This window comes from Streptomyces justiciae (genome assembly GCF_015163075.1).
GTDB classification, from domain to species: Bacteria; Actinomycetota; Actinomycetes; order Streptomycetales; family Streptomycetaceae; genus Streptomyces; species Streptomyces justiciae.
Window position 1 is genome coordinate 463233 of the sequence record NZ_JADDXU010000001.1, and the last position, 20449, is coordinate 483681.

The 20449-nt window shown below is 72.0% G+C and carries 20 protein-coding genes; 11 read left to right on the forward strand and 9 right to left on the reverse strand.

Going from position 1 to position 20449, the window contains the following annotated elements; translation table 11 throughout:
• Positions 1 to 157 precede the first annotated feature (157 nt).
• The gene (locus IQ210_RS02065) at positions 158 to 991 is read right to left on the reverse strand and encodes a hypothetical protein (RefSeq protein WP_194076224.1); all 834 of its coding nucleotides are present in this window, start codon (positions 989 to 991) and stop codon (positions 158 to 160) included.
• 433 nt (positions 992 to 1424) lie between these two features.
• On the opposite strand from IQ210_RS02065, the gene IQ210_RS02070 reads away from it, so the two are divergent.
• A complete protein-coding gene (locus tag IQ210_RS02070) occupies positions 1425 to 1901 on the forward strand; it encodes a hypothetical protein (protein WP_194076226.1) in 477 nt (158 codons plus the stop codon).
• Entirely contained in the window at positions 1898 to 2461 is a 564-nt protein-coding gene (locus IQ210_RS02075; RefSeq protein WP_194076228.1) for a hypothetical protein, read from the forward strand. Before IQ210_RS02070 ends, IQ210_RS02075 begins: the two co-directional genes overlap by 4 nt.
• 52 nt (positions 2462 to 2513) lie before the next feature.
• Here the strand turns inward: IQ210_RS02075 and IQ210_RS02080 are convergent, their stop codons facing one another.
• Positions 2514 to 3608: a mechanosensitive ion channel family protein gene (locus IQ210_RS02080; RefSeq protein WP_194076230.1), complete on the reverse strand. Its 1095-nt coding sequence runs from the start codon at positions 3606 to 3608 to the stop codon at positions 2514 to 2516.
• A gap of 292 nt (positions 3609 to 3900) precedes the next feature.
• Between IQ210_RS02080 and IQ210_RS02085 the strand changes: the two genes are divergently transcribed.
• On the forward strand, positions 3901 to 4437 hold the full coding sequence (locus IQ210_RS02085) for an HNH endonuclease (RefSeq protein WP_086843133.1): 537 nt from the start codon (positions 3901 to 3903) through the stop codon (positions 4435 to 4437).
• Between the two features lie 119 nt (positions 4438 to 4556).
• Here the strand turns inward: IQ210_RS02085 and IQ210_RS02090 are convergent, their stop codons facing one another.
• From IQ210_RS02090 to IQ210_RS02100, 3 genes are read right to left on the reverse strand one after another with little or no spacing between them, the layout of a single operon-like run.
• Positions 4557 to 5948, reverse strand: a complete 1392-nt coding sequence (locus IQ210_RS02090) for an FtsX-like permease family protein (RefSeq protein WP_322656299.1) — start codon at positions 5946 to 5948, stop codon at positions 4557 to 4559.
• A complete protein-coding gene (locus IQ210_RS02095) occupies positions 5945 to 6631 on the reverse strand; it encodes an ABC transporter ATP-binding protein (RefSeq protein ID WP_194076232.1) in 687 nt (228 codons plus the stop codon). Before IQ210_RS02095 ends, IQ210_RS02090 begins: the two co-directional genes overlap by 4 nt.
• Positions 6628 to 7161, reverse strand: coding sequence for a PadR family transcriptional regulator (locus IQ210_RS02100; RefSeq protein WP_194076235.1), 534 nt, complete (start codon positions 7159 to 7161; stop codon positions 6628 to 6630). The genes IQ210_RS02095 and IQ210_RS02100 overlap by 4 nt, the downstream gene beginning before the upstream one ends.
• A 201-nt stretch (positions 7162 to 7362) precedes the next feature.
• Between IQ210_RS02100 and IQ210_RS02105 the strand changes: the two genes are divergently transcribed.
• The 3 genes from IQ210_RS02105 to IQ210_RS02115 all read left to right on the forward strand — a co-directional run bounded on the left by IQ210_RS02105 (position 7363) and on the right by IQ210_RS02115 (position 10017).
• Entirely contained in the window at positions 7363 to 7572 is a 210-nt protein-coding gene (locus IQ210_RS02105) for a hypothetical protein (protein WP_194076237.1), read from the forward strand.
• Complete coding sequence (malQ, locus tag IQ210_RS02110) at positions 7573 to 9621, forward strand: 4-alpha-glucanotransferase (RefSeq protein WP_228046698.1); 2049 nt, start codon at positions 7573 to 7575, stop codon at positions 9619 to 9621.
• 120 nt (positions 9622 to 9741) lie between these two features.
• Complete coding sequence (locus tag IQ210_RS02115; RefSeq protein WP_194076239.1) at positions 9742 to 10017, forward strand: hypothetical protein; 276 nt, start codon at positions 9742 to 9744, stop codon at positions 10015 to 10017.
• Between the two features lie 93 nt (positions 10018 to 10110).
• Here IQ210_RS02115 and IQ210_RS02120 read toward each other — a convergent pair whose 3' ends face one another.
• Positions 10111 to 10692 (reverse strand): TetR/AcrR family transcriptional regulator, encoded by a 582-nt coding sequence (locus tag IQ210_RS02120; protein ID WP_194076241.1) that lies wholly within the window; start codon positions 10690 to 10692, stop codon positions 10111 to 10113.
• Positions 10693 to 10819: 127 nt separating this feature from the next.
• Between IQ210_RS02120 and IQ210_RS02125 the strand changes: the two genes are divergently transcribed.
• Entirely contained in the window at positions 10820 to 12307 is a 1488-nt protein-coding gene (locus tag IQ210_RS02125; RefSeq protein WP_194076244.1) for an FAD-dependent monooxygenase, read from the forward strand.
• Between the two features lie 105 nt (positions 12308 to 12412).
• Here the strand turns inward: IQ210_RS02125 and IQ210_RS02130 are convergent, their stop codons facing one another.
• Positions 12413 to 12922, reverse strand: coding sequence for a MarR family winged helix-turn-helix transcriptional regulator (locus tag IQ210_RS02130; protein WP_194076246.1), 510 nt, complete (start codon positions 12920 to 12922; stop codon positions 12413 to 12415).
• Positions 12923 to 13029: 107 nt separating this feature from the next.
• Here IQ210_RS02130 and IQ210_RS02135 point away from each other — a divergent pair, with 107 nt between their 5' ends.
• Genes IQ210_RS02135 through IQ210_RS02145 form a run of 3 tightly spaced genes read left to right on the forward strand, consistent with a single transcriptional unit; the run spans position 13030 to position 15842 of the window.
• On the forward strand, positions 13030 to 13980 hold the full coding sequence (locus IQ210_RS02135) for an EamA family transporter (RefSeq protein WP_194076248.1): 951 nt from the start codon (positions 13030 to 13032) through the stop codon (positions 13978 to 13980).
• A gap of 35 nt (positions 13981 to 14015) precedes the next feature.
• Entirely contained in the window at positions 14016 to 14921 is a 906-nt protein-coding gene (locus IQ210_RS02140) for a DMT family transporter (RefSeq protein WP_194076250.1), read from the forward strand.
• A gap of 18 nt (positions 14922 to 14939) precedes the next feature.
• On the forward strand, positions 14940 to 15842 hold the full coding sequence (locus IQ210_RS02145) for a LysR family transcriptional regulator (RefSeq protein ID WP_194076253.1): 903 nt from the start codon (positions 14940 to 14942) through the stop codon (positions 15840 to 15842).
• 356 nt (positions 15843 to 16198) lie between these two features.
• Here the strand turns inward: IQ210_RS02145 and pepN are convergent, their stop codons facing one another.
• The gene (gene pepN / locus IQ210_RS02150; protein ID WP_194076255.1) at positions 16199 to 18772 is read right to left on the reverse strand and encodes an aminopeptidase N; all 2574 of its coding nucleotides are present in this window, start codon (positions 18770 to 18772) and stop codon (positions 16199 to 16201) included.
• Between the two features lie 130 nt (positions 18773 to 18902).
• On the opposite strand from pepN, the gene IQ210_RS02155 reads away from it, so the two are divergent.
• Positions 18903 to 19376, forward strand: coding sequence for a DUF1203 domain-containing protein (locus IQ210_RS02155; RefSeq protein WP_194077047.1), 474 nt, complete (start codon positions 18903 to 18905; stop codon positions 19374 to 19376).
• Here the strand turns inward: IQ210_RS02155 and IQ210_RS02160 are convergent.
• On the reverse strand, positions 19373 to 20389 hold the full coding sequence (locus tag IQ210_RS02160) for an aspartate-semialdehyde dehydrogenase (RefSeq protein WP_194076265.1): 1017 nt from the start codon (positions 20387 to 20389) through the stop codon (positions 19373 to 19375). The two genes, IQ210_RS02155 and IQ210_RS02160, sit on opposite strands and share 4 nt — an antisense overlap.
• Between the last annotated feature and the right edge of the window lie 60 nt (positions 20390 to 20449).

Genomic DNA, 20449 nt, shown 5'->3' on the forward strand with positions numbered 1-20449 from the left:
ACGGACTGTGACTGTTAGGAAGGTTTCCTATCGGATGCAGGGAACATAGGTCTGGACCGTGGGGGAGTCAAGGGGGTGAAGAAAACCGCCCTCGCGGGAAACGGAGTCGTTACCTGCGAGGGCGGTTCGGGGGTGGTGAAGGGGTGGTGCGGGGTGATTACTGGACGTCTATGTAGTCGCCGGTCGCCTTCGCGGCGGCCGTCGTGGACGTGCCCGCGAAGACGTAGCGGTAGTAGCCGTCCTTCGACGCGGTGACGGTCGCCTTCAGCGCGCCGGCCGTGGACGAGGTCACCGTCTTGACGGTGCTGTAGGTGTCCGAGCCCTTGGCGCGGAACTGGAGCGTGGCCGTCTGGGAGACGTAACCGGTGTAGCCGCCGGTCTCCCAGTTGGCGCGGGTCAGCTTGCCGCTGACCGTGATGGTCTTCCCCTTCTTCACCGGCTCCGGCGAGGCGTTGGCGGTGAGCTTGGCGGCGCGCTGGATCTTGGCGGTGCCCTTGTTGCCCCAGGCCGCGAAGCCGTACTCGAAGCTGACCTTGTCGTCGGAGTCGTCCAGGTCGGAGGCGACCTGGCCGTAGAAGCCGCCCACCTTCCAGGTGGTGGCGTCCGCGGCCTCGAAGAGGTCGAACGACGGGTCGACGGTGAGGGTGTCGGAGCAGGACTCCGTGATCGTGGTGTCCGTCGTCGCCGTGGTGGTGCAGGTCGGTGAGGCGTCGCTCTCGATCTCGTTGTCGAGGCTGGAGAGCGAGCCGCGGTAGAGCAGGACGCCCGCCGCGTTGTTCTCGTAGTCGATCGTGAGGTCGGAGGGCCGGGTCAGGGTGTACGTCACCGGCACGGTCACGTCGTTGGTCGTGCCGACGACGATCGCCTTCCCCTTGTTCACGGTCACGTCCGCGAAGACGAGGTCCGGGGTGGCGGCCTGGGCGGCGGGCACGGCCAGCGCGGACAGGGCCAGGGCGCCGGTCGTGACGGTGCCGATGGCGAGCTTTCTCATGTGTTTCCCCACATTCGGAAGCGGACCCCTGGGCGTTGCGCTCCAGAACAAGGGCCCGCTGACGGCTCGAACCTAGGCGGGGAGGGGGTGTGGGGGGAATGCGGGTGAGCTGTGAACATCATTAATTCGGGGGTGGGGGGGCGGGGGTTGGTCCCGGAGCCGTCACGAGTTCATCACGATCATTCGTTTTCGCAGGTCGGGAGTGGTTCTTCACAGGTTCCTGCTCTTTCATCCGGCTGCGGAACACGAAGGGGAGGGGAACCCTGTGAACAACTCGGCTCGACGGGCCGTGCCCGCGGCGTTGTTGTGCGCGGCCGTGGGTTTCGGTGTGGGTGGGTGCCGGGTGGGGGGCGACGACTCGGCGGCCGTGGCACGCACGACGTCCACGGCTGCGCCGACGGGGTGTGCGGGCGGGGCGATCCGATGGGGGCGGGTGGCAAAGGAACCGACGCTCATCGCGGTGTCCCGGCCGGTCGAGGTCGGGGAGGACGACGGGTGGGTGACCATCACGCCTGAGCGGGTGCGGGAGTTGGAGCCGCGGATCGAGGTGAGCGGCGCGGGCCCGTCCGCCCGGCGGATATATGCCTCGCTCGCGAAGCGGCTGAAGTACTGGTCCGCGTCGGAGCTGGCGAAGCCGGGCGCCTCGTCCGCCGAGGAGGAGGACGACGACCGCATCGACTTCCACGGCGCCGGTGTCTTCGTGACAGCCCAGGGGGTCCGGGCCGTGGACGCCAGCTTCACGGTGGACTGCCCCGACGGCAGCCGTACCCGGGTCTACGGCAGTGTCTTCACCTATCTCCGCGGCAACTTCCATGCCTCACTGGCGTGCGGCGTCGACCCCGCCGAGCACGGCAACAAGGAGCAGTGGGTCACCGAGGCGTACACCCTCGCCTGCGGAGACGGCTCGTGAAGCTGCTTCTGGTGTGCTGGCGGGCGGCCGTGGCCATCCAGTCGCCGCTGATGGTCGTCCAGTTGGTCGCCGGGCTCGTCGACGACGGGTTCACCCGGAGCAACCTGGGCCGGGAACTGGTGACCGCGCTGCTCGCCTGGGGCACTGTCAGCCTGCTCTGGGCAGCGCTGGCGTGGGGATGGCTCAGGCGCCGGTCGCGGACGGCCGGACTCGCGTTCTCCGTGGCGGTCCTGGACGCCAGACAGACACATCTGCTGCGCTCCGCGGACGTCTCCGACGGCTGGCAACAGCGCACGCGCGACCGCCTGACCGCCTCCGACCGGGCCTTCCTCGTCGCCGAGAACGGCCAGGAGGAGGTCAGCTTCCGATGGCGCCCGGGCCGCTCGGACCACTCGGTGCACGGCTCCCTGTCCTTCGACACGACCTCGGGAACGGTCCTCATCGACCTCCGCGCCGACGAGAGCCACCTCGGCGTGGCCGGCCTGCGCAAGGGCACGTCATACGTGGCGATGTGCCAGGTGGCGGGGGAGCTGGAGTTGAGGGGGACGGGCGTGGGATGACAGAAGGGCGGCGTCCAGGTTGCCCCGGGCGCCGCCCCTCTCGTAGCGGCTGTTACTTCGTCACGCTCGGTGGGGTCAGGGGGGTGGCTGCCTGGGCCTGGGGGGAGGACGTGTTGGAGTAGGCCGAGGGGGCTGCCATGGCTGCCGTCGGGTCGGGGGTCGGGTCGGGGTCCGCCGCGACCGCCGGGCCGCCGACGATGTCGATGTCCGCCGCGTCGAAGGCGCGCTTGACGCGCCAGCGGAGTTCGCGTTCCACCGTCAGGGCCTTGCCCGGCATCGTCTTCGCGGAGACGCGGACGACCATCGAGTCGAGGAGGACGCTGTCGAGGCCCAGGACCTCGATCGGGCCCCACAGGAGCTCGTTCCAGGGCTCTTCCTTGCTCATCCGCTCGGCGACCTCGTCGATCGTCGCCTTCACCTTGTCCAGGTCCTCGTCCGAGCGGACCGTCACGTCGACGCCGGCCGTGGCCCAGCCCTGGGAGAGGTTGCCGATGCGCTTGACCTCGCCGTTGCGGACGTACCAGATCTCGCCGTTGTCGCCGCGCAGCTTCGTCACCCGCAGGCCGACCTCGATGACCTCGCCGGAGGCCACGCCCGCGTCGATGGTGTCGCCCACGCCGTACTGGTCCTCCAGGATCATGAAGACGCCGGAGAGGAAGTCCGTGACCAGGTTGCGGGCGCCGAAACCGATCGCGACACCCGCGACACCGGCGGAGGCCAGCAGCGGGGCCAGGTTGATCTCGAAGGTGCCGAGGATCATCAGGGCCGCGGTGCCCATGATGATGAAGCTGGCCACCGAGCGCAGCACCGAACCGATCGCCTGCGAGCGCTGACGCCGCCGCTCGACATTGACCAGCAGGCCGCCGAGCGCCGTGCCGTCGACCGCCTGGACCGTGCGGTTCATGCGGTCTATCAGCTTGGTGATCGCCCGCCGCACCGCGACTCTCAGCACCGCCGCTATCACCAGGATCAACAGCACGCGCAGACCGATCGCCAGCCAGGTCGACCAGTTCTGCTCGACCCAGCTCGCGGCGTTCGTCGCGCTCTCCTGGGCGTCCTGGAGCGTGGGGACGGTCGCGGCCCCGCTCTCCGAGGGAGAGGGCGACGGGGTCGCGGTCGCGGCCAGTAGGACGGCGGGCAAGGACACGGCAGGTACCTCCAGGTGCAGCGTCCGCCGCCTGGCGTACGGGCAAGGTCACGGAAAGGTCACCGGGCGGCAGGCCCACCACACTAACGGTGCATCGTGTGTGGATCGTCGCCATGTTCGAGGGAGAGACCGTGCTCACCTGGGGATGCTGAAAGCAGTGGTCGCAGGTGTGGTCGAAAACACTCCCAGCCCGTTACCGGGAGATGGTGGCGCTTCCACCAGGCATGAGGGGAGACTGACTACAGATCGTCCCGGCGCGAGCCACGCGCCGCCGACGCCCAAGGAGGCATCCGTGCCGCATGTCCTGGTCCTCAACGCGTCGTACGAGCCACTGGGCGTCGTACCGCTCCGCCGCGCGCTCGTCCTCGTGCTCGAAAACAAGGCCGTCTGCCTTGAAGAGTCCGGCGCCTTCATGCACAGCGCAACCGTCACAGTCCCCGCACCAAGCGTGGTCCGGCTCAAGCGATTCGTCCGGGTTCCCTATCGGGGGCCCGTTCCTCTTACCCGGCGCGCGCTCTTCGCCCGCGACGGGGGCCGGTGCATGTACTGCGGTGGCGTCGCAACCAGCGTCGACCACGTCATCCCGCGCAGCCGCGGGGGCAAGCACGTGTGGGACAACGTGGTGGCCTCGTGCCGCCGCTGCAACCACGTGAAGGCCGACCGACACCTGTTCGAGATCGGCTGGCGGCTGCGCCACAAACCCGCTCCGCCCACCGGCCTGGCCTGGCGCATCATCGGTACCGGGCATAGGGACCCGCGCTGGCTGCCGTACTTGCAGCCGTACGGCGCGGACGACGCCCTGGCCCGGATCGACGGCATCTCTGCCTGACGACGATCCGGGCCTTCGTGTTGTCCCGCGGGTCGTTCCGTGGGTGTGCTGCCCCGGGGGTCCCCCGTGCCCCCGGGACAGCGGTCATGCATGCCTACGCGGCAGCGGTCATGGTCGTCTCACGCGTACCGCAGCTCCGCCGGGCGCAGTGAGCGGCGCAGCAGCGGCAGCGAGGTCGCGGCGGCCAGCAGACAGGCCGCGTACGCCAGCACCGGCGCCAGCAGTGCCATGTACGGCGCATCCGGCGTCCCGTGTTCCGAGGCGATCGAGCCGTACCAGACGCTGATCGTCAGACCGCCGAGGCCCGCGACCGCCAGCGCGGGGGCCAGCGGCAGCGCGGTCTCCAGCAGGGTCGCCCGCGCGAGGACCGAGTACGGCACTCCCGCCGCCGACTGGGCGGCCAGTCCCCGGCGCCGGGTGGCCACGGACTCCGCGGTGCCGACGGCCAGCGCGGTCAGGACCAGGGCGAGGGCGGCGAGGATCGCGAGGCCCGTGAGGTTCAGGCCGCCTTCGATCTCCGCGATCTCGTCGGCGTAGTGGTGCTCCCGGGAGCGCAGGGCCGACAGCAGTACCTGCCGTATCCCGAGGAAGCCCGAGCCGGCCACCGTGACCAGCAGCACCGCGGCATGCGTGCGGGCCGCCGCCCACGGGTCGTCGCGCAGCCGTTCCGCCGCGATCAGCAGCGCCGGGCTCTTGGCGCGCGCGGACAGGCCCTCGCCCAGCTGCCGGGCCGAGGCGCCGGTCAGCCACACCGCGACGGCGCCCACCAGCAGGCACAGACAGAACACCGTGACCGGCGTCAGCGCGAACTCGAACGGCACGTCGTGGAACGGCGTCGTCACGACGTACACCACCAGCAGCCCGAGCAGCGCGGTCGCCACCCGGAACAGCCGCCCGGGTCCCTCGGCGGGGCGCTCCCGGCGCAGCCGGCCCAGCGGCGAGGCCACCAGCCGGCGCAGCGCCAGCACGCTCACGACCACCCCGAGGACCGGCACCAGGACGGCGACCACCGCCATGACCGCCCACACCAGCGGGTCGGGCCGGTGCCACATCCGGAGCAGGGTCGGTACGGAGACCACCGTGGCCACCGCCGAACCGGCGAGGCAGGCCAGCCCCGACTCCAGCGCCGCGATCCGCCGCACCTGCCCCGGCGAGGCCCCCGCCAGCCGCAGCGCGGCCAGTCTGCGCTCCCGGTGCACGGCGCCGATCCGGGCGCACTGGCCGAGGAAGCCGAGCACCGGGATGAGCAGCATCAGCAGCGCGGCGATCACGCCGATGCGGGTGCCGGGCTGGTCGAGCATGCCGTAGCCCACCGGCACGTGGTGCTGTCCGGTCAGCGGCAGCAGCGCGGCGACGACCAGTCCGAGCCCGGTCGCCAGCGCCGCCCCGACCGCCGTCAGCAGCGCCCGCCATCCCTCCCGCCGGTCCGACCCCCGGGTCAGCAACCAGGCCAGCCGCAGATCGGTGCCCAGCCGCCCCTGTGTGCTGACGCGTTCCGTGTACGTCGTCACGCCGCCACCTCCTGCGGGGCCACGACGCCGTCGTTCAGGCGTAGCTCGCGGTCCGCGTACGCCGCTACCTGGGCGTCGTGGGTGATCAGCAGGACCGCGGTGCCCTGTTCGCCGGCCGTGTGGGTCAGGGCCGTCATCACCTGTTCGCTCGCCAGTGAGTCCAGCGCGCCCGTCGGCTCGTCCGCGAAGACCACCTTCGGGTCGGTGACCAGGGCCCGGGCCAGCGCGGTCCGCTGGGCCTGGCCGCCGCTCATCTCGCCCGGCCGCAGCGCCTCCTGCCCCAGCACGCCGAACCGCTCCAGCCACTCCTGGCCGCGGACCTGGGCGTCCTTGCGGGCGGCGCCCGCCAGCATCAGCGGCAGGGCCACGTTGTCGAGCGCCGTCAGCTCCGGGATCAGCTGCCCGAACTGGAACACCACCCCGAAGTCCGTGCGCCGCAGCTCGCTCAGCCGCTTCTCGGACAGCGTGTGGAGCTGCTCCCCGGCGTAGCTCACGGAGCCCGCGTCCGGGCGGACGATGCCCGCGAGGCAGTGCAGCAGCGTCGACTTCCCGCTGCCGCTGGCGCCGGTCACGGCCAGGATCTCGCCGGCCCGCAGTTCGAGGGAGGCGCCGCGCAGGGCCTCGGTCGGGCCGTGCGCCTTCACGAGGTCGCGCGCCGCCAGGAGCGGCACTGTGGTGCTCATGCTGTGTCGACCTCCGCGGTCAGTGTGGTCAGCCGGGCCGCCGTCGTGGTCATCCAACGGAGGTCGGCGTCAAGGTGGTTGAGGGCGTAGTCCGCCGAGAGGACGGTCGCGAGATCGGCGCCCTTGGCGGTCTTGACCTGCGTGAGCTCCCGCATCCGGCCCATGTGGGCGGCGCGTTGGGCGCGCAGATAGGCGTCCGGGTCGCCGCCGGAGAGGATCGCGACGACGACCTTGGCGAAGATCTCGTTGGTCACGAAGGGCGCCGGCGGGGCGATCTCCCGGGCCCACTCGGTGAGTTCACGTTCCCCGTCGGCCGTCGCGCGGTACGTCGTGCGCTCCGGGCCGCCGTCGGACTCGGTGGCGTCGATCTCGGCGAGACCGTCGCGGACCAGGCGTTGCAGGGTCGTGTAGACCTGCCCGTAGGCCAGTGGGCGGGCCTGCGGGAAACGTTCGTCGTGGCGCCGCTTCAGGTCGTAGCCATGGCTCGGCCCCGAGGCGAGCAGCCCCAGCAGGATGTGGCGGGTGCTCATGGCGATCATTATGCACTCGATACATGTACTGAGTGAATAGTGGCCCGTGTGCGCCGAGTGGATCGTGATCTCTGGACGGATCGCAGAGCGGGCCGGAACATGACGAAAAGCACGTTCTTGCCCTCCGTACGTCTGTCGCCGCGACCACTGGGTAGGGCTGCGATGACCCGTCACGCAGCCGTACACACCGAGGAGGCCCCCGTGGCCGCACCGACCCACCCCCCGCTCCCGGCCGCCCTGTCCAAACCCGACGAGGCGCACTTCTGCGTCTTCAGCGCCGAGGGCGCCTGCGCCGAGACCCCGCTGACCAGCGAACCGCCCCTGCCCGACGCCGAGCCCCTGACCAGCGAGCCGCCGATGGCCGACGCCGCCCCGTTGACCAGCGAGTCCGATGCCGATGCGGAGTTGTAGATGACCGCTGCCGAGCCCCCGTCCGAGGACCTCTCCCGGCTTGCCGGGCTGCACGGCGTCGCCACCTCCTACAGCCCCGCCCCGGACCGCACGGTCGCCGCCTCGGCCGCCGCCGTCACCCGCGCCCTCACCGCCCTCGGCGTCGACACCGCCGACCCCGCGGCGGCGCTGGCCGCCCGTGAGCGCGAGCTGCGCGCACGGCTGCTGCCGCCGACGGTCGTGTGCTGGAGCGGCACCTCGTCCGCCGCCCTCGACGCCCTCCCCGACGGCACCCGGCTGCGCATCACGACCGAGCAGGGCGAGACCCGCTCCGCGACCGACCAACTCCCGCCCGGAGTCCACCGGTTGACCGCCACCGCACCGGACGGCCGGGTCGCCGAGAGTCATCTGGTCGTCGCCCCCGCCCGGCTCCCCACCCCCACCGGACGCCCGTACGGACTGCTCGTCCAGCTCTACTCCCTGCTCTCCCACCGCTCCTGGGGCATGGGCGACCTCGGCGACCTCGGCGAACTCACCGCCTGGGCCGGACGCGCGCTCGGCGCCGGATTCGTGCAGGTCAACCCGTTGCACGCGGCCGTGCCCGGCGCCCCCACCGACCCCTCGCCCTACCGCCCCTCCTCCCGCCGCTTCCCCGACCCGGTGCACCTGCGCGTCGAGGACGTCGACGAGTACCCGTACGTCACCGACCACGGCCGCGTCCGTGCCCTCCTGGAGCGGGCCGCGTCGCTGCGCGAAGCGGTGCTGGAGAAAGGGGCGTTGATCGACCGGGACGCCGTGTGGGAGCTCAAGCGCGAGGCGCTGGAACTCGTCCACGAAGTCCCCCTCGGACCCGGCCGGCGCGCCGCCTACGCCGACTTCCTCGCCCAGGAGGGCGAGGCGCTGGAGGACCACGCCACGTGGTGCGCGCTGGCGGAGGTGCACGGCTCGGACTGGAGCCGCTGGCCGGCCGCGCTGCGCGACCCCCGGTCCGGTGAAACCGCCCGCGCCCGCGCCGAGTTGATGGACCGCGTCGACTTCTGGTCGCGGCTCGCCTGGCTCACCGACGCCCAACTCGCCGCCGCCCAGCGCGCGGCCCGCGACGCCGGGATGAGCGTCGGCGTCGTCCACGACCTCGCCGTCGGCGTGCACCCCGAGGGCGCCGACGCCTGGGCGCAGCAGGAGTACTTCGCCGCCGGGATGTCGGTGGGCGCCCCGCCGGACGCCTTCAACGCGCGCGGCCAGGACTGGGGGCTGCCGCCCTGGCGCCCCGACCGCCTCGCCGAGTCCGGCTACGCGCCGTACCGCCGCCTGCTGCGCGCCCTGTTCCGGTACGCCGGCGCGTTGCGCATCGACCACGTCATGGGCCTTTTCCGGCTGTGGTGGGTCCCGCAGGGGCTGCCGCCGACCGAGGGCACCTACGTCCGCTACGACGCCGAGGCCATGCTCGCGATCCTGGTCCTGGAGGCTTCGCGGGCCGGGGCGATGGTCATCGGCGAGGACTTGGGGACGGTGGAGCCCGGGGTGCGCGAGACGTTGCGGGAGCGGGGGGTGCTCGGGACGTCGGTGCTGTGGTTCGAGCGGGACTGGGAGGGCGACGGCCGTCCGCTGCCGCCCGAACGCTGGCGCGCGGACTGTCTGGCCACCGCCACGACCCACGACCTGCCGTCCACCGCGGCCCGGCTCACCGGCGAGCACGTCGAACTCCGGCACCGGCTGGGGCTGTTGACGCGCGGGCTGGCCGAGGAACGCGCCGAGGCCGCCGCCGACACCGGGGAGTGGCTGGAGGTGCTGGCGCGGCTGGTTCGGCGGGGTGTGAGGGCTGAGGGTGGGAGGTTGGGGCTGAGGGACTGGTGCGGCTGGGTGGGGGCTGAGGTCGAGGGGTTTCGCTTGCCCGCGCCGGCGGGGTGCCGCTGCGCCCACCCGTGCCGCCCCAGCGGCACGACTGCCCGCAGCTGCGGCGGATGCGGCTGCTTGGGTGGGTGTCGCCTCTGCGGTACGGCTGCTCGCAGCTGCGGCGGATGCGGCTGCTTGGGTGGGTGTCGCCTCTGCGGTACGGCTGCTCGCAGCTAGGTGGGCCAGGCTGCCCCAGTCGCGGTGACGGTGGGGGACGCTCCGTGGCTTGCGGCGGTGGCTGCCTCATACGCACCCCCCGAGCGCGCGGGCTCGAGTCGTGTTCGATACTTTGGCACCGTGGACAAGAAGAACGCCCTGCGCGCCGGTGCTCTGGCTGCCGGTACGACGCTGATGATGCTGCTCATGACGTCTCCCGCGCTCGCGCTCACCCGGGACGACGGTGACGACCCCGGGTCCGGCCTGAGCGTCATCGACACGCTGGGTCTCTTCGTCGCGGCCCCGCTCGTGATCTTCGGGGTCATCGCGGGCCTGGTGATGGTCCTGGACAAGTCGCACGCGGACCACCGGGTGAACGTGCCCAAGAGCAAGGCGAAGGCCAAGGCCAACGCCTGACCGCAGGTCAGCACAGGTTTCACGAGGGCGCCGACCCCGTTCCCCGTACGCGCATCCGCCGTACCGGGCGAGGTCGGCGCCCTCGGTGTGTTCTCAGGGGCTCGGCGCCGTCAGGTACCGCTGCACCGTCGGGCCCAGCCACGCCACGATCTCCTCGGGGTGCAGCGCCACCGCCGGCGGAATCCGCAGTACGTACCGGGTGAGCGCCAGCCCGAGCAGCTGCGACGCCGTGAGCGCGGCCCGCGTCGGGATCTGTTCGGGGTCGGGGCACACCTGCCGGGCCACCGGCAGCAACTGGTCCCGGAAGATGCCCTGCATGCGCTCGGCCCCGGCCTGATTCGTGGCGCCGACCCGGAGCAGGGCCGTGAGGACCTCGTCGTCCTCCCACATGTCGAGGAAGTGCCGCACCAGGACCGCGCCGACGTCCTGCGGGGACAGCCCGCCGGCGTCCGGCAGCCGTAGGTCGACGGAGACGGCCGCCGCGAACAGGCCCTCCTTGTTGCCGTAGTAGCGCATCACCATCGACGGGTCGATGCTCGCGTCCTTGGCAATGGCGCGGATGGTGGCCCGCTCGTACCCGTCGGCGGCGAACCGCTCCCGGGCCGCGACGAGGATCGCGTCACGGGTCGCGTCGGAGCGACGGGGGCGGGTGTTCTTCGTGGGGGTGCCGGTCATGCCCACAAGCGTAGGTCAACGTTCGTTGGCCAACAAGTGTTGACTTCGCCACGCGACTGCGCCTAACCTCGTCAACGAGCGTTGGCAAACAGTCGTTGGCAAACAGGCGTTGGCTCAGGAGGCCCCCATGAACGGCACCGGCACCGGCACTGACCTCGGCACCAACAGCACCCCGCACCCCGTGATCGTCGTCGGCTCCGGCCCCACCGGCCTGCTCCTCGCCGGTGACCTCGCCGGCGCCGGCGTCCCCGTCACCCTCGTCGAGAAGCGCCCGCACCAGATCAGCAACCTCTCCCGGGCCTTCGGGGTCCACGCCCGCACCCTGGAGCAGCTCGACGCCCGCGGCCTCGCCGACGACCTGCTGGCCACCGGCGACACCATCACCGGCCTGCGCCTCTTCCGCCGGCTGTCGCTCGACCTCGGGACGCTGGAGTCCCGCTTCCCGTTCCTGCTCATCACCCCGCAGTACGAGGTCGAGCGGCTGCTGGAGCGGCGGGCGCGGGAAGCCGGGGTGGAGTTCCGGTACGAGAGCGAGGTCGTCGGGCTGCGCCAGGACGACGCCGGCGTCGACCTCGACGTACGCGGCCCGGACGGGGCGACCGCCACGCTCCGCGCGGACTACGTCGTCGGCACCGACGGCCACCACAGCGCCGTGCGCCGGGCGATCGGCGTGGACTTCCCCGGGGTCGCCGTCATCAAGTCCCTCTTCCTCGCCGACGTCCGGCTCACCGAGAAGCCCGAGGGCGTGCTCACCGTCAACGGGGCGGACGACGCCTTCGCGATGATCGCCTCCTTCGGCGACGGCTGGTACCGGGTGATGGGCTGGAACCGCCGGCACGAGGTCCCCGACGACGCCCCGCTCGACCTGGCCGAGATCAAGGAGGTCACGCGCCGCGCCCTGGGCACCGACTACGGCATGCACGACGCCCGCTGGCTCTCCCGCTTCCACAGCGACGAGCGCCAGGCGCCGCGCTACCGGGTCGGCCGGGTCTTCCTCGCCGGGGACGCCGCGCACGTCCACTCCCCGGCCGGCGGCCAGGGCATGAACACCGGCCTTCAGGACGCGGCCAACCTCGGCTGGAAGCTGGCCGCGGCCGTCCAGGGCCGGGCCCCCGAGGGGCTCCTCGACACCTACGAGGCCGAGCGGCACCCGGTGGGCAAGGCGGTGCTGCGCAGCAGCGGCGGACTGGTCCGGCTGGCCCGCGCGCAGAACCCGGTCCTGCGTGCCGTGCGCGGCTTGGTCTCGGCCTTCGTCAACGTGGCCCGGCCGGTGCAGCGCAAGGCGCTGGGCCAGGTCTCCGGCATCGGCTACCGCTACCCCGCCCCCCGAGGCGCCCACCGCCTCACCGGCACCCGCGTCCCCGACGTCGCCCTGACCGGCGGCCGCCTCTACGAGGCCCTGCGCGGCGGCCGGTTCGTGCTGATCACCCCGGAGGTCACCTCGGAGGCCTACGACGGCCAGGGCACCCGCAAGGACCGGCTGACGGTGGCCCACTGGGCGAGCGACCGCCGTACGACCGTGCTGGTGCGGCCCGACGGATACGTGGCCTGGGCGGCGGACGTGGCGGACCCGGCACGGGTCGAGGCGGCACTCGTCGCTCACGTGGGGAGCTGACCGGCCCGGGGCCGAGCGCCCTGAAGGGGCGCGGGGAACTGCGCGACCAGCCACGACGGCGCCGCAGAGAACCCACGGCCCCTCACCGCACTTCCGGCGGAGCGCCTAGCGGCCCGTCCCCTCCGTGCCCGTGAGCAACTCGCGCAGCAGGTCGGCCAGTTGGTCGGCCTGTTCGGCGTTCAGGGTGGACAGGGCCGTCGCCTCGGCGTCCAGGCCGGCGCCGACCGCCTCGTCGACGGTGGTCAACCCCTTCTCCGTCAGGGTCACTTGGAGGCCGCGGCGGTCGTGGGGGTCGGGGGAGCGGCGGATCAGGCCCGCGCGTTCCAGCTTGTCGAGGCGGCCGGTCATGCCGCCGGTGGTGAGCATCAGCGTGCCGGAGAGCTGGCGCGGGGAGAGCGTGTAGGGCTCGCCGGACCGGCGCAGGGTGGCGAGGACGTCGAACTCGCCGCGGGAGAGGCCGTGAGGGGCGTACGCCCGTTCCATGCGGTCGCCCATGGCGCGGGAGAGGCGGAAGATCCGCCCGAAGACCTCCATCGCCTTGGTGTCGAGGTCCGGCCGTACGGCCGCCCACTGGTCGACGATCGCGTCGACGGGGTCCTTGCGCGGTGCACTCATGCGGAGAGTATCCGCCCGGTTCCGGTCGTCCGCAAGAAAGTGGATTGACAGTAAGTAGCTTAGCGCTAAGCTAATGACTACCAAGCGACCTTCAGAAGGGTGCCGTCGTGAACCGCGCCGCGACCGTCCTGCTCACCGCCCTCGCCCCCGTCTCCTGGGGCACCACCTACGCCGTCACCACGGAGCTCCTCCCGGCCGACCGCCCCCTGTTCACCGGCCTCATGCGCGCCCTGCCCGCCGGCCTGGTCCTGCTGGCCCTCGCCCGGGTGCTGCCGCGCGGCATCTGGTGGGGGAAGGCCGCGGTGCTCGGCGCCCTGAACATCGGCGCCTTCTTCCCGCTGCTGTTCCTGTCGGCGTACCGGCTGCCCGGCGGGATGGCGGCGGTCGTCGGGTCGGTCGGGCCGCTGTTCGTGGTGGGGCTCTCGGCGGTGCTGCTGGGGCAGCGGCCCACGACCCGGAGCGTGCTCACGGGGGTCGTGGCGGCGTTCGGCGTCAGTCTCGTCGTACTGAAGGCGGCCGGGGCCCTCGACGTGGTCGGCGTTCTGGCGGCGCTCGCCTCCGCCGCCTCCATGTCCACCGGCACCGTGCTGACCAAGCGCTGGGGCCGTCCCGACGGCGTGGGCCCGCTGGCGCTCACCGCCTGGCAGCTGACCGCGGGCGGGCTGCTCATCGCGCCGCTCGCCTTCCTGGTCGAGGGCGCCCCGCCCGCGCTCGACGGGCCGGCGATCGGCGGCTACCTCTACCTCGCGCTCGCCAACACGGCCGTCGCCTATTGGCTGTGGTTCCGCGGCATCGGCCGCCTCACCGCCACCCAGGTCACCTTCCTCGGCCCGCTCTCCCCGCTGACCGCGGCGGTCGTCGGCTGGGCGGCGCTCGGACAGGCGCTGACGCCGGTCCAACTGGTGGGGATGGGGCTGGCGTTCGGGGCGACGGTGGCCGGCCAGCTCCGGCAGCGGACTCCTGGCGCCCCTGCCGCTCCAGTGCGATCGTTCAGTTCAGCTGAAAGGAATGCTCGGAAAGTTTCGATGGACGTGACAGGTCCGGCGCTGCGACGGTAGATCCACCGAGATCACCGAGCAGTGGAAGGACCTACGTGACCGACGTCCTCGAAAGGACCCCCACCCGTACGACCCCGAGGGCCGCGCAGACCGCCGCCCTCGGGGTCGCTCTCGCCGCCCTCGCGACCGTCGTCTGGTCGGGCAGCTTCGTCACGTCCCGTGCGCTGCACGACAGCGTGCCGCCGGTCCAGCAGGCCTTCTGGCGCTGGATCGTCGCGCTCGTGGCCGTCGCCCCCTTCGGGGCGCGGCAGGCCTGGCGGCAGCGAGCGGCGATCCGCCGGCACCTCGGCTTCGTCGTCCTCGCCTCGCTCCTCGGCGTGACCGTCTACAACACCCTCGTGAATCAGGCCGGGTTGACCACCCCCGCCGCCACGATGGGCATGATCATGGCCGCGTCGCCGGTGCTGATGGCGGTGTTCGAGCGGGCGTCCGGCGTACGGCTGGGGCGGCGTCGGGTGGTTGGGCTGTTCGTGGCCTGCGCGGGGGTGCTGCTGCTGATGGGCGGGGGTGCCGGGTTCGCGGCCGGGGACCTGTGGATGATCGGCGCGGCCTGCTGCTTCGCCGCGTACAGCGCGCTGTTGCGGCGCCGACCCGCCGAACTCGGGGGCGCCGCCTTCCTGTTCACCACGTTTCTCGTCGGGGCCGGGCTGCTGCTGCCCGCGCAGGGCGTGAGTCTGGCGGTCCAGGGCGGGTTCACGCCGACGACCGCGACGGTGCTGCCGCTCGGGTACGTCGGGGTCGCCTCCTCCGCGATCGCCTTCTTCGCCTGGAACAAGGCGATCGCCCTGGTCGGCGCGGCCCGTGCCGGGGTCGTCTACTACCTCCAGCCGGTGTGTGTGGCCCTGCTGTCCTGGGCGGTGCTCGGGGAGACGGTCGGGCCGGTGCAGGTGCTGTGCATGGCGCTGATCCTCGGCGGGGTGATGTTGGGGGCCGCCGGATAGCTTGCGTAGGTTGCCCTCATGGTCGAGTGGGACATCCGGAAACTGCGCATCCTGCGGACGCTGCGGGAACAGGGCACCGTGACCGCGACGGCCGAGGCGCTGCGGATGACTCCGTCGGCGGTGTCGCAGCAGCTGACCAATCTGGCGAAGCAGGTGGGGGTGCCGCTCCTCGAGGCGCAGGGGAGGCGGGTGCGGCTCACGGACGCGGCGCTGCTCGTGCTGCGGCATGCCGAGGCGGTGTTCGAGCAACTGGAGCGGGCGGACGCGGAGTTGGCGGCGCATCTGCGGGGTGAGGTGGGGGAGGTGCGGGTCGGCGCGTTCTCCACGGCGGTGCCCGCGCTGGTCGTACCCGCCGTACGGGCGCTGCGGGTTTCGTCGCCCGGGATGAGTGTGCGGGTGCGGGAGGCGGAGGCGGGGGAGGCGTACGAGTTGCTGGCCGCGGGGGAGGTCGACCTCGCGTTGTCGCTGGCCGCGCAGGCGCCGGTGGTGGGGGACGGGCGGTTCACGCGGGTGGAGCTGCTGGCGGACCCGCTGGATGTGGCACTGCCGCGGGGGCATGAGCTGGCGGGGGTGGAGGGGTTGCGGTTGGCGGATCTGGCCGGGGAGCCGTGGATCTTCGGGGGCAGCGGGCCGTGGTCGGACATCACGCGGGGGGCGTGCGAGGCGGCCGGGTTCACGCCTCGGCAGGGGCATTCGGCGGCGGGGTGGACGGCGATCCTGGCGATGGTGGAGGCGGGGATGGGGGTGGCGTTGGTGCCGCGCATGGCTGTGGTGGGGAGGGGTGGGGTGGTGATGCGGGAGCTGGGGGTGGACCGGCCGGTGCGGCATGTGGTGGCGGCGGTACGGCGGGGTAGTGAGGCGGGGGTTGTGGTGGGGCGGGTGCTGGCGGCGTTGGAGGAGGTTGCGGCGGGCGTGGGCTGAGGGTGCGGCGGGGTGGGAGCTGAGGTCGGGGGGTTTCACTTGCCCGCGTTGGCGGGGTGCCGCTGCGCCCACCCGTGCCGCCCCAGCGGCACGACTGCCCGCAGCTGCGGCGGATCGGCGGGTGCCGGCCGTGCGGCACGACTGCCCGCAGCTACGCGGGGGCGCGGGGACGCAGCTACGCGGGGACGCAGCTACGCGGGGACGCATGACGACTGGCGCCCGCTGCGGATGCCTAAGGGGCGCGGGGAACTGCGCGACCAGCCCCCACCGGCCCGCACGCGCTCCACGGCCGTCGCCCCCAAGGCATGACAAGGGGCGCCCGGCATCACACCGGGCGCCCCTCGTCGGCGTAACCGCTACTCGGCCGCCGCGTCCGCCGCCTGGGCCTTCAGCGCGCGTTCCACGCCCGCCCGGGATTCCGAGACCAGGCGGCGCAGGGCCGCGTTGGGCTCGGTGGAGGCCAGCCAGGCGTCCGTCTTGTCCAGGGTCTCCTGGGAGACCTGGATCGACGGGTAGAGGCCCACCGCGATCTGCTGGGCGATCTCGTGGGAACGGGCGTCCCAGATGCCCTTGACCACCTCGAAGTACTTGTCCGTGTACGGGGCGAGCAGTTCGCGCTGGCCGGTCTGGACGAAGCCGCCGATGACAGCCTCCTGCACCGCGTTCGGGAGCTTGTCGGACTCCACGACCTGCGCCCAGGCCTCCGCCTTCGCCTCCGCCGTCGGACGGGCCGCGCGGGCGGTCGCCGCGTGGCGCTCGCCGGCCGCCGTCTTGTCCCGCTCGTACTCGCCCGCGATCTCGGCCTCGTCGAAGCGGCCCACCGCCGCGAGGCGCTCCACGAACGCCCAGCGCAGCTCGGTGTCCACCGCCAGGCCCTCGATCGTCTGCGAACCGTCCAGCAGGGCCTCCAGGAGGTCCAGCTGCTCCGGCGTACGGGCGGTCGCCGCGAACGCGCGCGCCCACGCCAGCTGGTGGTCGCTGCCCGCGGTCGCCGACCGCAGGTGCGCCAGCGTGGCGTCGGTCCAGCGGGTCAGCAGCGCCTCACGGGCCGCCGGGTCGGCGTACAGCTCGATCGCCAGCTTCACCTGCCGGTGCAGGGACTGCACGACACCGATGTCCGACTCTTTGCCGATGCCGGACAGGACGAGCGAGAGGTAGTCGCGCGTTGCCAGCTCCGCGTCCCTCGTCATGTCCCACGCCGACGCCCAGCACAGGGCGCGCGGCAGCGAGGACTCGAAGTCGCCCAGGTGCTCCGTCACGAACGCCAGGCTCTGCTCGTCCAGGCGGACCTTCGCGTACGACAGGTCGTCGTCGTTCAGCAGCACGACCGCCGAGCGGCGCTTGCCCACCAGCTGCGGCACGGCCGTCAGTTCGCCGTCGACGTCCAGCTCGACGCGCTCGTCGCGGACCAGCTTGCCGCTGTCCTCGTCGAGTTCGTACAGGCCGACCGCGATGCGGTGCGGGCGCAGCGTCGGCTCGCCCTTCGCGCCCGCCGGGAGGGCCGGGGCCTCCTGGCGGATGGCGAAGGACGTGATGACGCCGTGCTCGTCGGTCTCGATCTCGGGGCGCAGGATGTTGATGCCCGCCGTCTGGAGCCACTTCTGCGACCAGGTGCCCAGGTCGCGGCCGGAGGTCTCCTCCAGCGCGCCCAGCAGGTCGGACAGCCGCGTGTTGCCGAACGCGTGCCGCTTGAAGTACGCCTGCACGCCCGCGAAGAACTCGTCCATGCCGACGTACGCCACGAGCTGCTTGAGGACGCTCGCGCCCTTGGCGTACGTGATGCCGTCGAAGTTGACCAGGACGTCGTCCAGGTCACGGATCTCGGCCATGATCGGGTGGGTCGAGGGCAGCTGGTCCTGGCGGTACGCCCACGTCTTCATGGAGTTGGCGAACGTGGTCCAGGAGTGCGGCCAGCGGCTGTCCGGCGCGTACGCCTGGCAGGCGATCGACGTGTACGTGGCGAACGACTCGTTCAGCCACAGGTCGTTCCACCACTCCATGGTGACCAGGTCGCCGAACCACATGTGGGCCAGCTCATGGAGGATCGTCTCGGCACGGACCTCGTACGCGGCGTCCGTGACCTTCGAGCGGAACACGTACTGGTCGCGGATGGTGACCGCGCCCGCGTTCTCCATCGCGCCCGCGTTGAACTCCGGCACGAACAACTGGTCGTACTTCTTGAACGGGTACGCGTAGTCGAACTTCTCCTGGAACCAGTCGAAGCCCTGCCGCGTCACCTCGAAGATCGCGTCCGAGTCGAGGAACTCGGCGAGCGAGGGGCGGCAGTAGATGCCGAGCGGGACGGACTGGCCGTCCTTCTCGTACACGCTGTGCACCGAGTGGTACGGGCCGACGATCAACGCCGTGATGTACGACGAGATCCGCGGGGTGGGCTCGAACTCCCAGACGTCGTCCTTGGGCTCCGGCGTCGGGGAGTTGGAGATGACCGTCCAGCCGGTCGGCGCCTTCACGGTGAACTGGAAGGTGGCCTTCAGGTCCGGCTGCTCGAAGGAGGCGAAGACGCGGCGGGCGTCCGGCACCTCGAACTGGGTGTACAGGTACGCCTGCTGGTCGACCGGGTCGACGAAACGGTGCAGGCCCTCGCCCGTGTTGGTGTACGCGCAGTCCGCCACCACGCGCAGCACGTTGCGGCCCTGGAGCAGGCCGGGGAGCACGATGCGGGAGTCCTTGAAGACCTCCGCCGGGTCGAGCGCGTCGCCGTTCAGGGTGACCTCGTGGACCTCCGGGGCCACCAGGTCGATGAACGACTCCGCCCCGTTCTCGGCCACGTCGAAGCGCACCGTGGTCACGGACCTGTAGGTACCGCCCTCTTGCGCGCCGGAGAGGTCGAGATCGATCTCGTACGACTCGACGGTGAGCAGCTTCGCCCGCTGCTGAGCCTCTTCGCGAGTCAGGTTTGTGCCAGGCACGCGGTCATCTCCTCGTTATGGGTAGGTTCGGCGGTTCCGCCATCCTTCCATGGGAGCTGCGCGAAACGCGATGTCCGGAACCCGCCGGTGACCGGGGAGGACACCCGGGAGGGTGGAGCACATGACACACATGAGCACGTACACCGCACGCCCCGTCCCCCCGTCCGCTCTGAAAGAGCTCCGCTCCACCGACGACTCGGGGCGCGAGATGGTTCCCGTGACCGACGACGAGGGCGGGGCGCCCCTGAGGTGCTGTCTGCGGCGCAGCGTGCCGGGCGAGCGGATGGCCCTGGTCTCGTACGCCCCGCTGCGCCGCTGGGCCGCGGAGACGGGCGCCGAGCCGGGGGCGTACGACGAGCAGGGGCCCGTCTTCATCCACGCCGAGGAGTGTCAGGGGCCCGAGGGCGAGGGCTACCCGTTCGCCAACGCCCACCGGACCGTCCGGCGCTACTCCGCCGACGGGCACATCCTCGGCGGTGAACTGGTCGACACCCTCGACGACGAGGCCTTCCGGAACGCGTTCGACGACCCGGCCGTGGCGCTCGTCCACGTCCGGGCCGTCGAGTACGGCTGTTTCCTCTACGAGGTGCGCAGGCCCGCCTAGCCCTTCAGCTCCGCCGCCACCAGCTCCGCGATCTGCACCGCGTTCAGGGCCGCGCCCTTGCGGAGGTTGTCGCCCGAGACGAACAGGGCGAGGCCGTTGTCGACGGTCTCGTCGCTGCGGATGCGGCCGACGTAGGAGACGTCCTTGCCGGCGGCCTGGAGCGGGGTCGGGATGTCGGAGAGCGCGACACCGGGGGCGCCGGCGAGCAGCTCCGTCGCGCGCTCCGGGCTGAGCGGACGCGCGAAGCGGGCGTTGAGCTGGAGCGAGTGGCCGGAGAAGACCGGGACGCGCACACAGGTGCCGGAGACCTTCAGCTCGGGGAGCTCCAGGATCTTGCGGGACTCGTTGCGGAGCTTCTGCTCCTCGTCGGTCTCGTTCAGGCCGTCCTCGACGATCGAACCCGCCAGCGGTACGACGTTGAAGGCGATGGGCCGCTTGTAGACCTGCGGCTCGGGGAAGTCGATCGCCGAGCCGTCGTGGGTCAGCTTGTCCGCGTCGGCGACGACCTTCTGGACCTGGCCGTGCAGCTCCGCCACGCCCGCGAGGCCGGAGCCGGAGACCGCCTGGTAGGTGGTGGCGACCAGCGCCGTCAGGCCCGCCTCGGCGTCCAGCACCTTCAGGACCGGCATCGCGGCCATGGTGGTGCAGTTCGGGTTGGCGATGATGCCCTTGGGGCGGTCCGTGATGGCGTGCGGGTTCACCTCGGAGACCACCAGCGGCACCTCGGGGTCCTTGCGCCAGGCCGAGGAGTTGTCGATCACGACCGCGCCCTGCGCGGCGACCTTCTCGGCCAGCGCCTTCGAGGTCGCGCCGCCCGCCGAGAACAGCACGATGTCCAGGCCCGTGTAGTCCGCCGTCGCCGCGTCCTCCACCGTCACGCCGTCCAGGACCGTCCCCGCCGAGCGGGCCGAGGCGAACAGACGCAGCTCGGTGACCGGGAAGTCCCGCTCCACGAGAATCCTGCGCATGACCGTGCCGACCTGGCCGGTGGCTCCGACGATTCCTACCTTCACGACGACTCCTTCTACATGGCGGGTGCGTGGCCTGGACGTTTCCATCATGCGTCTCTTACC

Coding starts and splice junctions, on each gene's coding strand:
- IQ210_RS02065 (WP_194076224.1), bottom strand. CDS start 991: ATGAGAAAGCTCGCCATCGGCACCGTCACGACCGGCGCCCTGGCCCTG.
- IQ210_RS02145 (WP_194076253.1), top strand. CDS start 14,940: ATGGTCGAGTGGGACATCCGGAAACTGCGCATCCTGCGGACGCTGCGG.
- IQ210_RS02125 (WP_194076244.1), top strand. CDS start 10,820: ATGAACGGCACCGGCACCGGCACTGACCTCGGCACCAACAGCACCCCG.
- IQ210_RS02155 (WP_194077047.1), top strand. CDS start 18,903: ATGAGCACGTACACCGCACGCCCCGTCCCCCCGTCCGCTCTGAAAGAG.
- IQ210_RS02120 (WP_194076241.1), bottom strand. CDS start 10,692: ATGACCGGCACCCCCACGAAGAACACCCGCCCCCGTCGCTCCGACGCG.
- IQ210_RS02130 (WP_194076246.1), bottom strand. CDS start 12,922: ATGAGTGCACCGCGCAAGGACCCCGTCGACGCGATCGTCGACCAGTGG.
- IQ210_RS02095 (WP_194076232.1), bottom strand. CDS start 6,631: ATGAGCACCACAGTGCCGCTCCTGGCGGCGCGCGACCTCGTGAAGGCG.
- IQ210_RS02100 (WP_194076235.1), bottom strand. CDS start 7,161: ATGAGCACCCGCCACATCCTGCTGGGGCTGCTCGCCTCGGGGCCGAGC.
- malQ (WP_228046698.1), top strand. CDS start 7,573: ATGACCGCTGCCGAGCCCCCGTCCGAGGACCTCTCCCGGCTTGCCGGG.